The 15033-nt window shown below is 42.8% G+C and carries 14 protein-coding genes; 8 read left to right on the plus strand and 6 right to left on the minus strand.

Going from position 1 to position 15033, the window contains the following annotated elements:
- Positions 1–51: 51 nt before the first annotated feature.
- Entirely contained in the window at positions 52–963 is a 912-nt protein-coding gene (locus AB4298_RS10490) for a LysR family transcriptional regulator (protein WP_248998178.1), read from the plus strand.
- 126 nt (positions 964–1089) lie between these two features.
- On the opposite strand, the gene AB4298_RS10495 is transcribed toward AB4298_RS10490, so the two are convergent.
- The 6 genes from AB4298_RS10495 to AB4298_RS10520 form a co-directional block, all read right to left on the minus strand.
- Positions 1090–2418 carry a transporter family protein gene (locus tag AB4298_RS10495; protein ID WP_371986660.1) on the minus strand — a complete coding sequence of 443 codons (1329 nt, stop codon included), beginning with the start codon at positions 2416–2418 and terminating at the stop codon, positions 1090–1092.
- Between the two features lie 29 nt (positions 2419–2447).
- Entirely contained in the window at positions 2448–3158 is a 711-nt protein-coding gene (locus tag AB4298_RS10500; RefSeq protein WP_248998176.1) for a hypothetical protein, read from the minus strand.
- An 8-nt stretch (positions 3159–3166) separates the two neighbouring features.
- Complete coding sequence (locus AB4298_RS10505; RefSeq protein ID WP_248998175.1) at positions 3167–3850, minus strand: C39 family peptidase; 684 nt, start codon at positions 3848–3850, stop codon at positions 3167–3169.
- 71 nt (positions 3851–3921) lie between these two features.
- Positions 3922–5007, minus strand: a complete 1086-nt coding sequence (locus AB4298_RS10510; protein ID WP_248998174.1) for a FapB/FapC family functional amyloid domain-containing protein — start codon at positions 5005–5007, stop codon at positions 3922–3924.
- Between the two features lie 24 nt (positions 5008–5031).
- A complete protein-coding gene (locus tag AB4298_RS10515) occupies positions 5032–5637 on the minus strand; it encodes a FapB/FapC family functional amyloid domain-containing protein (RefSeq protein WP_248998173.1) in 606 nt (201 codons plus the stop codon).
- A gap of 201 nt (positions 5638–5838) precedes the next feature.
- Positions 5839–7191: a sigma-54-dependent transcriptional regulator gene (locus AB4298_RS10520; RefSeq protein ID WP_371986661.1), complete on the minus strand. Its 1353-nt coding sequence runs from the start codon at positions 7189–7191 to the stop codon at positions 5839–5841.
- A gap of 368 nt (positions 7192–7559) precedes the next feature.
- Here AB4298_RS10520 and AB4298_RS10525 point away from each other — a divergent pair, with 368 nt between their 5' ends.
- From AB4298_RS10525 to AB4298_RS10555, 7 genes are all read left to right on the plus strand, one after another.
- A complete protein-coding gene (locus AB4298_RS10525; RefSeq protein ID WP_371986663.1) occupies positions 7560–8720 on the plus strand; it encodes a pyroglutamyl-peptidase I in 1161 nt (386 codons plus the stop codon).
- A 143-nt stretch (positions 8721–8863) separates the two neighbouring features.
- Positions 8864–9421: a SprT family zinc-dependent metalloprotease gene (locus tag AB4298_RS10530; RefSeq protein ID WP_248998171.1), complete on the plus strand. Its 558-nt coding sequence runs from the start codon at positions 8864–8866 to the stop codon at positions 9419–9421.
- A 305-nt stretch (positions 9422–9726) separates the two neighbouring features.
- Positions 9727–10470 carry an endonuclease gene (locus AB4298_RS10535; protein ID WP_248998170.1) on the plus strand — a complete coding sequence of 248 codons (744 nt, stop codon included), beginning with the start codon at positions 9727–9729 and terminating at the stop codon, positions 10468–10470.
- 13 nt (positions 10471–10483) lie between these two features.
- Positions 10484–11215: a 16S rRNA (uracil(1498)-N(3))-methyltransferase gene (gene rsmE, locus AB4298_RS10540; RefSeq protein WP_371986664.1), complete on the plus strand. Its 732-nt coding sequence runs from the start codon at positions 10484–10486 to the stop codon at positions 11213–11215.
- 116 nt (positions 11216–11331) lie between these two features.
- Positions 11332–12285, plus strand: a complete 954-nt coding sequence (gshB, locus tag AB4298_RS10545) for a glutathione synthase (protein ID WP_248998168.1) — start codon at positions 11332–11334, stop codon at positions 12283–12285.
- A gap of 14 nt (positions 12286–12299) precedes the next feature.
- Positions 12300–13604: an alkaline phosphatase gene (locus AB4298_RS10550; RefSeq protein ID WP_248998167.1), complete on the plus strand. Its 1305-nt coding sequence runs from the start codon at positions 12300–12302 to the stop codon at positions 13602–13604.
- A gap of 136 nt (positions 13605–13740) precedes the next feature.
- Positions 13741–14769, plus strand: a complete 1029-nt coding sequence (locus tag AB4298_RS10555) for a methyltransferase (RefSeq protein WP_371986665.1) — start codon at positions 13741–13743, stop codon at positions 14767–14769.
- The last annotated feature ends 264 nt before the right edge of the window (positions 14770–15033 follow it).

The raw sequence follows: 15033 nt of genomic DNA on the forward strand, positions 1-15033 counted from the left end.
TATTAAACTGCGCTAGACGCTTTGTTCCATATTTGAGACAGTGGAGATAACATGCCAGATTTAAACGGTATGATGCTCTTTGCGGCGGTAGTTAGAGCCAAAGGTTTCTCTCAAGCTGCCCGTGAAATAGGCATGCCTAAATCAACCATAAGTCGTAAAGTTGCCCAGCTAGAAGAACAGCTTGGCGTGCGACTTTTGCAACGAGATACCCGTAACCTTAGCTTGACTCAAGTCGGCGCGCTATTTTATCAGCACTGCTCCAGTATAAACGATGAAATTGAAGCTGCAAAAGCGACGGTTGAGAATACCCACAATGACGTATCCGGCTTGCTACGTATCGCTATTCCAGTGTCTTTCAGCCAAGAGTTAATCGCTACCCTTTGTAGCGGTTTTCTACGCCTGTATCCCAATGTTGAGCTCGATGTGCAGTTTACCGACAGCGAAGTAGGCTTGGTTGGTGAAGGCTACGACATTGCGATAAAATATGGCCCTTTGCAATCATCAGACTTAGTCGCGCGTTTGTTATTCGAGCGTCAGCCTATTTTGGTTGCCAGCCCCGGATACTTAAAAGTCCACGGCACCCCTGCAACCCCGCAAGACCTAGCTGAACACAGCGGTATTTTGCTTGGTACCTCGCGATCAGCGCCCATTTGGCCCCTTGGTAAAGGCGCTAGAAAAACCATGGTTAACTTTCAGCGTAAAGTCAGGGTCAACAGTGCGGTCATGGTAAAGCAGTTAGTGATGGATGATTTTGGCATTGCCATGCTATCCAACTCAGTTTGTAAAAATGAGCTAGCTAGCGGCTCGCTAGTGCCTATTTTACAAGAGTGGCCGATGGAAGCTTTTAAGGTTTATGGTGTTTACTCTAGCCGTCGTCAATTAGCGACTAACATCAGCGTGTTTCTAGACTTCTTCCATAAACGCTTTACTAGCCAAGAGTCGTTACAGTCCCTAATGATGTAAACCTACTGATGTAAACCTGCTGATGTAAACCTGCTGATGTAAATCAGCTTATATAAACCTGCTTATGTAAAAAAGCGCCTATCAAGGCGCTTAATTTATATGGTCAATCCATACCGCTTTAGCCGATTAAAAACGATAAGGGAAGCGTAAGCTGATCTGATAATCGGGCGAATCTTCCGTTAAACCAGCACCGATACTGGTGACCATAGAAAAGTTTTCAGTTAACGCGAGCGTTGCACCTAAACCTAGATTAGCCGTGTTAGTATCAGTACGTGCAATATCTTGCCATTGCCCGCCTAATGGCTTTTGGCGGGTTTTAGTAAAGAAACGCTGATTAAAGCTCATGCCGATACTCATTCGCTCTGACACGGCAAAAGCCAGCCCCAAGCTGTAATCAATATAATCGCCTAAGTCGATTTCTCCTGGGGATAATCCCGGAAGACCCGATAAATCACCATACTCTTCCGAAAGAAAAGTGCCGTAATTCAAGTTAAAAAATACAATTGCAGGATCATAGGTTTTCGCTAAGCTAAAGCCGGTTGAAATCCCCCACACACCAGCGCCAGTGGCAATTTGATCTGGATAAGTTAAATTGCCGGACTCGGATGACTCTAAATTAATACCAAATGGGTCTTCCCCTGTTGGCATTCGCACTCTTACGTTCCACACCCAATCAGGCCAACCGTCACCTTCTGTCATTATTCGATAGTAAGCAGCAACACTCATGTCACCAATTTGTGCGCCTTCTACATCTGCCGACTCATAAAGCTGACTAGAATTACCTTCACCAACAGACTCGTATTTGTTCATGCGATAGACAAATGGCATTGCCATTTCAAATTGCCAACTGTCGTTTAAGGTATAACGCGTGGTGAGATCCAGCTGTACTGTATTAGAGCGAATTCTATCTAAATTTAGGTTACCGAGAAAAATCGCATCCAAGGCTAAAAAACCACGTAACACTAAATCCTTACGCCCGTAGTAGCTGTAGGTTAAAGAGGGCTCGATAGTCAGTTTACGGTCAAATACATTGTGCGCTTCTTGCAACACATCTTCTGTACTGCGTGAACGTTCAGGCTCTTTCTTTACACTTGGCTTTGCTGCTGTCTGAGCTGATGCATTAGAACTAGCAATTTTAGTTGATTGTTGAGGCGCTCTTTCAATTGATTGTTGCTGGGACTGACTTGCTTGTGGTTGCTTGGCGACCGTGGTTACAGCAGTACCTTGCTTAAGTTGAGCTTCTTTAGATAGCACCTTTTGCGCCATTTGGTTAATGGCTCGTTGCTGCATCTGCAATTGTTGATTAAGTAAAATAAGCTGCTTTTTTAATAATTGCAGCTCTTCCGCTTCTGTCATAGTTGCTTTAGGTTTTTGTGCAGCATCCGCCCCAAAACTTGAAAATGGCATACACGAAATTGACACTAGCAAAGCGACTTTAGTCCATGAAAAATCCATTTATTTATCCTTAATTATGCTTTCAAAAACTATAGTCCATTACCAATAATGTCGCGTACCTGCATACCTAATATTTGTCTTTGCTTTATGCCAAGATCAATACCGTTATAACGGATCAAAGAGTGATTACTAACTTGATGGAACGCACCATCGACTCGAATAGACTGAATGAGTTGACCATTACCACCTTGAGAAGCCACCCCTTGAGAAAAAGAGGCTGATGACATTGCAACTTCATAGCCAAGTTGGCCACTTGCTGTAGAATAGACAACATCACCACGACTATTCACCAATGTTTGCCCAAACACCACTTCGACCCCATTTGTCAAAGGGGTTAGGTTACCTTGCTCAAAGTCAAATTGATTATTAACATGGTTAAAGTCACCCGCGATTTGAATTGATTGCTGTAAACCTCGCTGCTGACCAGATGCCGATAAATTAATGTTATCATTGGCGAGTAAAACATCATCCGCGACAGTGATACGCATAGCGGGTCCGCTATTCGCGTTCGCCAACTCTACTTGCATATGTACCTGCTGCGACACACCTTGCTCATTGATATAATGGGTTTGCATGTGTAGGCCAAAATAGAAATCTTGACCATTTTCGGTATATTTACCTCTTAACTCTGCCAATTCACCATCCAACAACGGCTCTTTTCCTTTAAAAACATCTAAAGGAGCGTCTGCGGCAAAAACTGAATTAACTAATAATATCCCTGTTACTAAGCAAAATTTCATTTTGCCTCCTAGAGCATGTCTGCATACTCAAAACCGAACTCCAATAGTTCAGCATCAGACAAGGGTTGCATCGGACTCAGCATGTTGTAGGTTAATTGTGCTCGAGGATAAAGTAGTGGGTTGTCTTTGATGTATTGATTACCAATAACTACAAACACAATACCGTTCCACTTATCGGTAAATTCATCATAACTTAATATACGATTACCAAGAGCAGGATCACCAAGGTAAACCTGATGTTCAGAAAATCTTCTCATTACAACAAAATGGCTATAACCACCATCGTTTAATAATACGATTGCAGGTATTTTTAACTGCTGAAGTTCTTCGACTCCAACTCGGTATCCCCGTCCTCGCATGCTTTGTGAATTCAAATAGCGTTTCATATCCAGCAAAGAAAACCCTTGTTGCTGAACCACTTCTACATCAGACACTTTTAACATGCCCAAAAGCACCTGTTCTTCGGTTATTGATTCATTGCCATAACCATATTTAAGAATGCTCGCCAAACTCGCCGCACCGCAGGAAAAGTCTGTTTTTTGTTGCACTACAAACTCAAACTTTCGCTCTCTAATACTTTGGATATTTTTACTGTAATTGCCCATTCCCGGGATCATTCCAGTTAGCATCATGTCAGCAGCAGTTACTTGCGAAGATAGCAAAGTCATTACGAAAATAAGCTGATATTTCATAAATAACGTCCTTGTATGTAATAGCCTGAGCAAAGCCCAGGCCATTATTCACACTAAGTTAATAGTATTAATTAAGGAGCTTCTGAAACGATGGCTCCACCTGTCATACTCGTTAGTGATAGGTTGTTTGATTGCAAATTACCGTGTCCCGATGCCATGTTCACGCCAATGTTACCCGACGCACCGTTAAATGCATTACCCGCTAAGGTTGCTGTATTGCTGGTGCCTTGCATAACTTGCATGTATGGAAGCTCAATAGATAATTCAACATCTAGATCTAGCTCGCCGACCTCATCAAACGCCATTTCACCTCCACTTGGATTGTTGCCATCAAAATCTAAGTGACCGACTAAAGTCGCGTCATCACCATTAGCGTGCTCACCATCGTCCATCCAAATTTCTGGATAGAAATCCTCTTGCAATGTGCTAGTCCCTGTATAATCGCCGGTACTCGTCACTGATGCAGAAGCGGTAAAGGTTTCATCTGATGCACCTACAGCGCTGGTATTCCAAATACCGTTATGAGCCGATACTTGGTTATTAGAAACACTCGCTTCACCAAGTCGACCTTGAAAAGCTGAAGCGGCCATATTATTAGCCTGAACATTGTTACCGCCTGCCGCGATATTCACGCCGATATTACCTGAGGCGCCTTTGAAAGCATCACCATCAATGGTTGCGGTATTAGTTGAAGCGTAATTATCCGTTCCAGTAAATGTGCCTCGCTGAGAACTAAAAATTTCCGCATCACCAGAACCAAAAGCAAAACTGGCATCAATAGACGCTAAGGCTGCAGAGTTACCTTGTACATTAAAGTCACCAGCAGCTTGGTTAACGCCTATATTACCGCTGGCATTACCAAAGGCGGCATCACCGATAGAGGCATCATTTTCCAAATAATCATTGCCAATTAAGTTACCGCCAGACGCCTGAACATTATCGACCACAGCCATGCCCAAACCGTCAGCTCGAATATTGCCATCAATTTTGACTGTTCCTTTGTATTCAAGATCTTTTTTAACGTTGACCTCTTTCGTTAGCGATACACTACTGTCTGATTCTGAGTTTGAAGTTGAATCATTATTACCACCAGCAAAAGCAGGAGCACTAATTGCCGCACCGATACACATTACTAGGGTTAATTTTTTCATTTCCATTTTCATATCTCCATTTTGAGCAATTTAATTCCCACTAGGTAACTGCAGCGAGAACTGATTTATGGCGCTGTTACCATCGCCAGAAACTTGGTTGATCTGAACTATGCCTTGAGCATTTTCAAAGCTGTCTGGAGCAATAACGGCGTGGTTTGTATCGTTACGTTCAAGAGGCAAAGCGGTAGGGCTTACTATGTTATTAAGTGCGCTATCATCAAGACCTAAACCAATTACAGATTGCAGAGCAATCGCACCAAGATTAGCCTGTATGTTTCCTTGACCACTCACTTGGTTAACACTAATCAGACCTTGAGCATTTTCAAAAGCTAGATCTTCAATATGCGTAAGGTTATATGCCGTGTTACTACCTAACTGTTTGAGGTAAGGGTTTTGTTGGTCCGATAAAATGATGACTTGATCAGCAATAGCGTGACTATTGGATTGTAGATTGCGATCACCTGCTGCCTGGTTAATTGCGATACGTCCACTGTTGTTGCTAAAAGACTTTGTGCCTACGGTCGCATGATTATCAACATGTTGGATAAGCTGGCTATCATCGTTGTTTGAGTAAACAACAAATGAAAAACCCGCCAAAGACATGCATAAGCATTTTTGAAAAAAACTTAATTGCATCCAACACCCGATATAAAGTTAAACCGTGCCAACCTTGTAGCAAGTGCTAAGCCAATAATTTTTAGTCTTACAATACATAACGTTAAATAAAACAAAAAAAAATCGGTCTCATTTTTGAGACCGATTTTTTTGTAAATGATTGATTTAACGAGACTCGAACTAAGTTGTCATATTCTCATTATTGAGAAAATAACAAGAGATCTACTCTGTCGCATATATTTCATGCTTATCAATGAGCCTATACAAGGTTGCCCTAGATATTTGTAAGTCATTAGCAACGATATCCATTTTTCCATCATGCTTTTGAATCGCAGAGACAAGCGCATGCTTCTCAACTTGATTCTTAATTGTTTTTAGCCCCAGAGGAACCAGCGGCTTAGCTTGAATAGGCTCAAGCTCCAAATCTCTAGTTTGAATCAGTCCGTTTTCACACAAGATCACAGCTCTGCGGATCCTATTTATAAGTTCTCTTACATTTCCGGTCCATTCATGTCGCATCATTGCGACACATGCATCTTTACTCAGCTTACAGCTCCCAACATTATATTCTTCGGCATAACGCTCACAAAAATGATTGGCCAACTGAATAATATCTTCTGTACGTTCTCTCAATGGGGGTAATTCAATGGTTATTCCATTTAATCGGTAAAATAGATCTAGCCTAAACTCGCCTCTCTCAATTGCAGCCTCCAAGTTTATATGGGTCGCAGCAACCACGCGGACATCTGAGGTTTGCGCACAGACGCCGCCCACGGTATCAAAAGTGCCCTCTTGCAAGAAGCGTAATAAATTGACTTGCTGGTCTAACGGTAAATCACCCACTTCATCTAAAAAGAGTGTGCCGCCATCAGCTTGAGATATTTTACCTTTATGGCAATTAACCGCGCCAGTGAATGCCCCCTTTTCATGACCAAATAACTCAGATTGAACAACGCCGGAAATAAGCGAACCACAATTGACAGCAATAAAAGGCGCTTTTGAACGTGATGATTGGTTATGAATTTTTCTGGCAATGAGCTCTTTACCTGTACCACTTTCACCACGGATAAGGATAGGGATATTGGTTGGCGCGGCTCTAGCAACATTTTTAGCAAGCATTTGCATTGCACTCGATTGCATCACTGGCGTAACAGCTTTTATAGATGGCGTCTCAACCCCTTGGTTAATGCAGCTACTATCAGACATGCACTGCTGACGAATGCGAATAACACCCAGTGCATGCCCCATTAAGCGAATAAGTCTATCGATTTCAAACGGTGCAGTATGGTAATCCCAAGCATGTTGTCCAATAATCTTCTGAATTTGTTTACTCTTTAGTTGAGTTCGCTCTATCAGTACTAATAACAAAGTATTTTGATGTCTCTGCCTTACTAGCGACTCAACCCAAGCAAATTGTTCAAGCCCTCTTAAGTCCAAAAATATCAGTTGGCAATCGAAGCTAAACTTAGCTATATCTGAAACGGCACAAAAATCGGCATATATTTCCTTCCTTTTGAGCTGTTCACATAAAAAATCATCATGATTTTTCCCTATGATGCTGATACGTTTCATCATCTACTCCCTAGACTTAAATACCTTAATCAGTCCAAGTGAATGCCAGCCACTATATTTTCAAAGCACAGAAATGCAGCTATATCTCGTCTCCAATTCGAGTGAGTACTTGCAGGCCATCACTTGTGATGATGTAAGACAGTATAGTAACGATCTACCATCTAGGAGCGCCCAAGCCCCAATAAATCTGCGGTCTCAGGGATATTTTAGATACTCTTACAGCGAACATTTTCACTATTGAACAACTTTTCATCACTACTTTTGTAGTGCATACTGGCTTGAATTATTGTTAGAAAATATAAAAAATCGATGATTTGGAAAACTCAAAATCAGCGATAAAAACAACACTTATAATTGCAAAGGATTTAGTAATGGCTTCTCTTAATATGGCATTATTTGCTGTAGCCCTCACAACAGCCACCAGCATTCTGCCTGTTTCAGCAAAACTCAATATAGAAGAAAGCCGACTGACAACAGCAACTCAAGCGATCCCAGAGGTTGTTAGTCGTTACCAAGTCTTTGCGACACAATTGGGCGATAAATACAGTCGCCACTCAGATGAACTAAAAGTCACCCAAATGGTGGCTCATCAGGGCCAAAGACTGTGGCAACAAGCTGCGCGGGATGTTCAATCTGGCCACCTAGATGACCGTTCTTTATATTGGAATCGTTTGGCAATGCGTGAGTTGCTGAAAACTCAAAAACCAGGTTTTGCGATTGCCGGCTGGCAACAAGAAATCTTGCTAGATGCAGTAGAGAAGTCATCTCGCGGCTTTAGCGACATCGACTTTAAACAAGATGCAGAAGTAAAAATTCTTCTCACTGGATTCGATCCTTTCTTTCTCGATCGCAATATAGACCAAAGTAATCCATCTGGTCTTGCGGCTCTAGCACTTGATGGTTACCAATTTAAAGTCAATGGCAAACAAGCCCAAATTGAAACCGTGATGATCCCGGTACGTTTTGCTGACTTTGATGAAGGAATGATTGAGTCACTATTTACACCTTTCTATCGTGACAACAGTATTGATATGATTTTTACCGTTAGTATGGGGCGCGATGATTTTGATATTGAACGTTTTCCAGGCTTAAACCGCAGCGCAGCGGCACCTGATAACCTTAATGTGTTGACTGGTGCCAATAAACAAAAGCCGATTGCGCCAAAGTTCAATGGAGGCATACTCAATGGCCCTGAATTTGTTGAGTTTTCATTACCTATTAAAGCGATGCAAACTGTAAAAGGACCTTGGAAAGTTAATGATAATCACACCGTATCAACCTTAAAAGGCGGTGAGTTTCAAGCGACATCATTGGCGCAGCTGCAAAACGCAATATCAGTTGAAGGTTCTGGCGGTGGTTATTTATCAAATGAAATTTCTTACCGAGCTATTTTACTCCAACAACAGTTCAATAGTCAGATCCCAGTTGGTCATATTCATACACCACGTATTAGCGCTTATGATGTAAAAGTTGAAGCTGATATCGTCAATCAAGTCAAAGGGATGGTTAAAGCTGCAGCGGCAACCTTGTAGCCACAGCGGCGATTACAAGTTCATTTAACCCTGTTTATGATAGTGGGCCAGCACTACAACGCTGGCCTGAATATTCAGCCTCAGTTAAAATACCTCAATTAGATTAGCTCCGCATTTGTAGTCCCATTTGAGAAACCGCCGCCATGCTTAAAATTCGCAATCCATTTAAGTCAGTTATCAAGACTAAACAGGCGGTAAATAACGCTCCAGCTAGCCACTTTAGCGACCCACTACAGCAACAAATCGCAGAACAAGTTGAGCATTGCTACCAAGTCGCAGAGACGTATCTAGGGCAAACCTTTCCACGACCAGAAATAAGCTTTGCACTACGCGGAAAAAGCGCAGGTACAGCACATCTGCAACTCAATAAACTGCGTTTTAATGCGGCGCTACTTCAAGATAATCTTCAAGCATTTTTAAATGATGTCGTTCCCCATGAGATCAGCCACTTATTAGCATCGCAGCTTTATGGCAGAGTAAAACCTCATGGACGAGAATGGCAAAGCATTATGTTGAGCGTGTTTAAGGTTTCCCCGCGCACTACTCATAGTTTCGATACTCGCGCCGTGGAGGGCAAAACTTTCGAGTATTTCTGCCAATGCGGTCCTATAGAGCTTAGTATTCGCCGTCATAACAAGGTGCTGCGCGGTGAAACCCAATATCGTTGTCGAAAGTGTGGTAGTACGCTGCAATCAAGCTAATTTAATCAAATCCTTGCTTAAGCTTGCCGGTATTCAGCGCATTCGTTTTAATGTGCTCCTATTGAAACCAATACGACAAGTTAAAATATTTTCCACATAACCTACTTACAATGAGCACATAGTGCATCATGCATAGTTAGCAATTAGCCACAGACTTTCTGCTGAAAAGACCTTTATAAGCCACTTACAGTACTTTTGTTGTGGTTGGCAAGCATCTCTATCATTGCGACAAACCGCCCCCTCACTTACAATCCCCGCAAACGAACATACGTTTCGTAATTGCGATATTTTTAGGGATTTTTTAGATGTCATTTATTAAAGTGCTCACAGTAGCACTCGGCCTTTTGTGGCTGTTACCTCAAACAACTTATGCTTCCAACGGTCATGCAAAAAGCTTCAATCAAGCAAAAAAAAATGTTCGTAAGATCTATCTCAACCATCTGCCACAAACCAGCTTTTATTGTGGTTGTGATATCACTGTGAAAGGTAAGAAGTGGATCCCCGAACTTAATACTTGCGGCTATGAAATACGTAAGCAAAAAGTGCGTGCATCACGCATAGAATGGGAACATGTTGTACCTGCGTGGGAGTTTGGCCACCAGCTATTATGTTGGCAAGAAGGTGGGCGCAAAAATTGCGGTCGTAAAGACCGCACCTTTAAAAAAATGGAATCCGATCTGCACAACTTAGTACCGGCTATTGGGGAAGTTAACGGTGATCGCAGTAACTATCGTTTTAGTCAATGGAACGCTAAGCCGAATCAATATGGTCAATGCCAAGTTAGCGTAGATTTTAAAGGCCGCAAAGTACAACCACCAGCGCAAACTCGTGGCCAAATTGCACGCACTTATTTTTATATGCAAAAAACCTATGGTTTGAAAATATCCGGCAGCCAATTAAAGTTATTTAAAGCATGGGATAAAACCTACCCAGTTGATACTATTGAATGTCGACGTGATAGCGAAATAGCTAAAGTGCAAGGCAACCATAATGAGTTTGTACAAGCTCAATGCCAAGGCTTAACCGACTCCAAAACATACGCAGAATAAGGCGAGCAACATCATGAGAGTGCCAAGAATCTATCAACAATCAACATTAGTTGTCGGCCAATCGGTCGCATTAGATGATGAAGCCGCAGGTCATGTTGGCCGCGTATTAAGAATGTCTTCAGGTGAGCAGGTTAGCTTGTTCAATGGTGACGGTAATGACTATCTTGCTGAAATTATTAGTGCCAGTAAGAAAAACGTCGAAGTTAAGGTCCTCTCTAGTGAGGAAAATAATAGTGAATCACCGCTTAACTTACATTTAGGCCAAGTCATTTCTCGTGGCGACAGAATGGATTTCACCATCCAAAAATCCGTTGAGCTCGGTGTGAACACCATTACGCCATTGTTTTCTGAGCGCTGTGGCGTCAAGTTAACCGGTGAACGTTTAGAGAAAAAAATTCAACAGTGGCAAAAGATTGTCATTAGCGCCTGTGAGCAGTCTGGCCGCAGTGTGGTGCCTGTTATCCGCCCTGCTATGCAGTTAGCTGACTGGTGTGCAGAGCCTTCAGATGCCGTTAAGCTTAACTTACATCCGCGAGCATCCCACGGCGTTAACGGCTTAACGCTACCGAATAATCGCGTTAGATTAGTAATTGGTCCTGAAGGCGGACTATCTGCGCCTGAAATAGTCATGACAGAAGAGCACCAATTTACCGACGTATTGCTTGGCCCACGAGTACTGCGCACCGAAACCGCAGCGCTGACCACCATTAGCGCATTGCAGCTAAAGTTTGGTGATATCGGCTAAAACCGTTATATGGCAAACACAGCCAGATAGAAGATTTATTAGTAGCACGCTAGAAAACGGGGGCTGATGCCCCCATATTTATCGTTGAAACGAATATAAGATAAGGAAACCGCTCCATGATCAAACTCGGCATCGTGATGGATCCCATCAGCGACATTAATATCAAAAAAGATTCTAGCTTTGCCATGTTAATGGCAGCGCAGTCTCGTGGTTATCAGCTGTTCTACATGGAGATGAACGATCTGGCGATGGTTAACGGCCAAGCAATGGCAACCATGCGCGCATTAACCGTTAAGAATGATCCACTCGAGTGGTACCAATTAGAAGAAGCAGTCGATACTCCGCTTGCTGACTTAGACGTGATCTTAATGCGTAAAGATCCGCCGTTCGACACTGAATTTGTTTATTCAACCTACATGCTTGAGCGTGCTGAAGAACAAGGCGTGTTAATTGTAAACAAGCCACAAAGTCTGCGTGACGCGAACGAGAAACTGTTTACCGCTTGGTTCTCTGAATTTACCCCAGAAACTATTGTTACTCGTGACGAACAGCGTATTCGCGCTTTCCATCAAGCTAAAGGTGATATTATTCTTAAACCGCTAGATGGCATGGGTGGCAGCTCTATTTTCAGAGTGAAAAAAGACGATCCTAACCTAGGGGTTATCATCGAAACTTTAACCGCTGAAGGTTCACAATATGCGATGGCGCAGGCATTTATCCCTGATATAACTGCTGGTGACAAACGTATCTTAGTGGTTGATGGTGAGCCTGTGCCTTACTCACTTGCCCGTATTCCACAAAAAGGTGAAACCCGTGGCAACTTAGCCGCTGGTGGTCGTGGTGTAGCTCAGCCGCTATCAGAGTCTGACTGGCACATTGCCCGTACTATTGGCCCAGAGCTTAAAAAGCGTGGTCTTATCTTTGTAGGTCTAGATGTTATTGGTGACAAGCTGACCGAAATCAACGTGACGAGCCCAACTTGTATTAAAGAGATTGAAGCGGCATTTGATGTCGACATTACAGGCATGCTAATGGATGCCATAGAAGCACGAATTAACAAAACTGCTTAGCCAAAGGATTCGGCATGAACTTGAGAAAAACATGCACATGGGCCATTAGTGCCCTTGTTCTGTTACCACTATTTGCATCGGCCAATATCGATATTCATGAGGCACCATCGCGCCCAAAAAACATGATTATCATGGTGGGGGATGGTATGGGCCCTGCGTATACCAGTGCTTATCGCTATTACCAAAACAACCCAGACACAGAAGAGATTGAGCAAACAGTATTTGACCGCTTGTTAGTGGGTATGGCGTCAACTTACCCTGCAAGACAAAGTGGCTATGTAACAGACTCGGCAGCATCTGCAACCGCATTAGCGACCGGCGTTAAAAGCTACAACGGTGCTATTAGTGTCGATGTAAATAAGCGCCCGCTCACTAGCATTATGCAGATGGCAAAAGCTCGTGGCATGGCAATTGGCGTTGCCGTCACCTCTCAAGTTAATCATGCCACGCCAGCGGCTTTTCTCGCGCATAATGAAAGTCGTCGTAACTACGATGAAATAGCCCAAAGCTACTTAAGCTCTGATGCTGATGTAATTCTAGGTGGTGGCCAAAAGTACTTCTCTGAAGATCTTCTTGCACAATTTAAAGCTAAAGGTTATCAGCACATTGACGACTTTAGCCAACTAGAAAACCTTAACCAAGGTAAAGTACTCGGCTTGTTTGCCGATGTGCAACTTCCTTGGGTTATCGACCAACAAGATTCTACTCAACTCAGTCTATTAACCCAAAAAGCACTCGATTTATTATCGCAAAATGATAAAGGCTTCGTGCTGTTGGTCGAGGGCAGCTTAATTGACTGGGCCGGTCACAACAATGACATCGCAACAGCTATGAGCGAAATGCATGGTTTTGCCAATGCTATTGAAGTGGTTGAGCAATTTGTGCGCGCGAACCCTGATACCTTAATGGTTGTTACAGCTGACCATAATACCGGTGGATTATCGATTGGTGCTAATGGCGAATACGCTTGGGACACTGCTTTGCTGCAAGGCATTAAAGCCAGTCCCGCAAGCATTGCCGAACAAGCCATTGCCATAGATAACTGGCAAACCCAGCTTAAACAAACCTTAGGGTTTGAGGTCAACAAGGATGAGTTACAACGCCTTAGTAATGCTCGCATGCAGGGCAAAGCAGCTTTTGAAACAAGCTTAAAGCAAGTTATTGATAGCCGCAGCTTTACCGGCTGGACTACCAGTGGCCATACTGGTGGAGACGTACAAGTCTTTGCCGCTGGCCCGGCCGCCGACCTATTTAAGGGTAATCAAGATAATACCGATATTGCTGAAAAAATGATGAGTTTATTGCCACGAGTTAAATAAACTTAGATTGATAGCAACATCAGAAGGTCGCTAAACTTAGCGGCCTTTTTTATTTTTGTTGCGCCCCTCTTCCAACTCGCATTCCAAGGTTGTTACGGTATAATTACCTACAATTGTACTCCGACCTTGAAAACTCATGCTAACCAACGCTTCGCAAGTCCTTCTTAGAAATAGTGAATTAGTCAAAGACCACTCAGTATTGGTCATTAACTATGAAAGCGATCACCTACCAAAAGAGCTACTCAGCACTGCAAGTCGTGTTTGCGGGTTAGCATTAGATTACCATCACCACTTGATGATGCAGCCTTATGCTGCTGCAAATCTAACACTGCATTTTGGTCACCAGCTTCCTAATGAAGATATCTTCGACAGTGTGATTGTTTATTTTCCAAAGGCTAAAGCGCTTGCACCATACCTATTTAATTTAGCTGCAAAGCATTTAAAACCACAAGGTCAGTTAATAGTGGTTGGTGAAAACAAGGGCGGCATCAAATCACTACCGAAACAGCTACCTAGCTATTTTGACAAGCCATTTAAAGCCGACAATGCCCGTCACTGTATCGTATTTTTGAGCGAACTAAATGCAGATGCGCCAAAGTTAACTCTAACCGATTGGCAGAGTAAATATCAGCTAGAGACCCCACAAGGGCAAATTAGCATCTGTAATTTAGTCGGTGTATTTAGCGAGAAAAAACTCGATGAAGGTACGCAATTATTACTTGAGAACCTGCCAAAAATGAAAGGTAAGGTGCTTGATTTCGGTTGTGGTGCAGGTGTGATTGCAGCGGCACTACTCAAAGTACAACCTGAGCTGAAAATAGACTGCGTCGATATTAATGCAATGGCACTAGCGTCATGCCAATTAACATTAGCAGCAAACGGCTTTGATGCAAAAGTATTTGCATCAGACGGCCTAGCGCAAACCAATAATCGCTACGATGGTATTATCTCAAACCCGCCATTCCATGATGGCCTTGCCAGCACAACTCAAATCGTCAATAGCTTCGTCAAAGATGGCGCTAACAACTTAACCACTGGTGGCTTATTCCATATCGTTGCCAACCGTCACTTGCCTTATTCAGATATCATTGCTGAAAATTTCGGAACAGTTAATGTTGCTGCAGAAAACAACAAATACAAGATTTACTCTAACGTAAAACCTTAACTCGCCATCATTACGACCAACAAGCCCAGAGTGCTCCTAGATGACACTCTAGGCTTGAAATATTTGGTTAATCATTTGATTCACACTATTTGCCTCTGCTACTTTTTTCCCCATCTTTTCTATGGTTATATTCTCTCATCACTTTGCATAACGCTGCTGCTTACTCGTCATTTAGAGGTTTTAAAATTGACTAAAACCTGTACGATAAGTTGGTATAAAACAACGATTAAAAAACAGATAGACACGGCAATAAACGGACTAAGC

Origin of the sequence: Shewanella sp. 10N.261.52.F9, assembly GCF_041471165.1 — a bacterium.
In the GTDB taxonomy this organism is placed as follows: Bacteria; Pseudomonadota; Gammaproteobacteria; order Enterobacterales; family Shewanellaceae; genus Shewanella; species Shewanella marinintestina.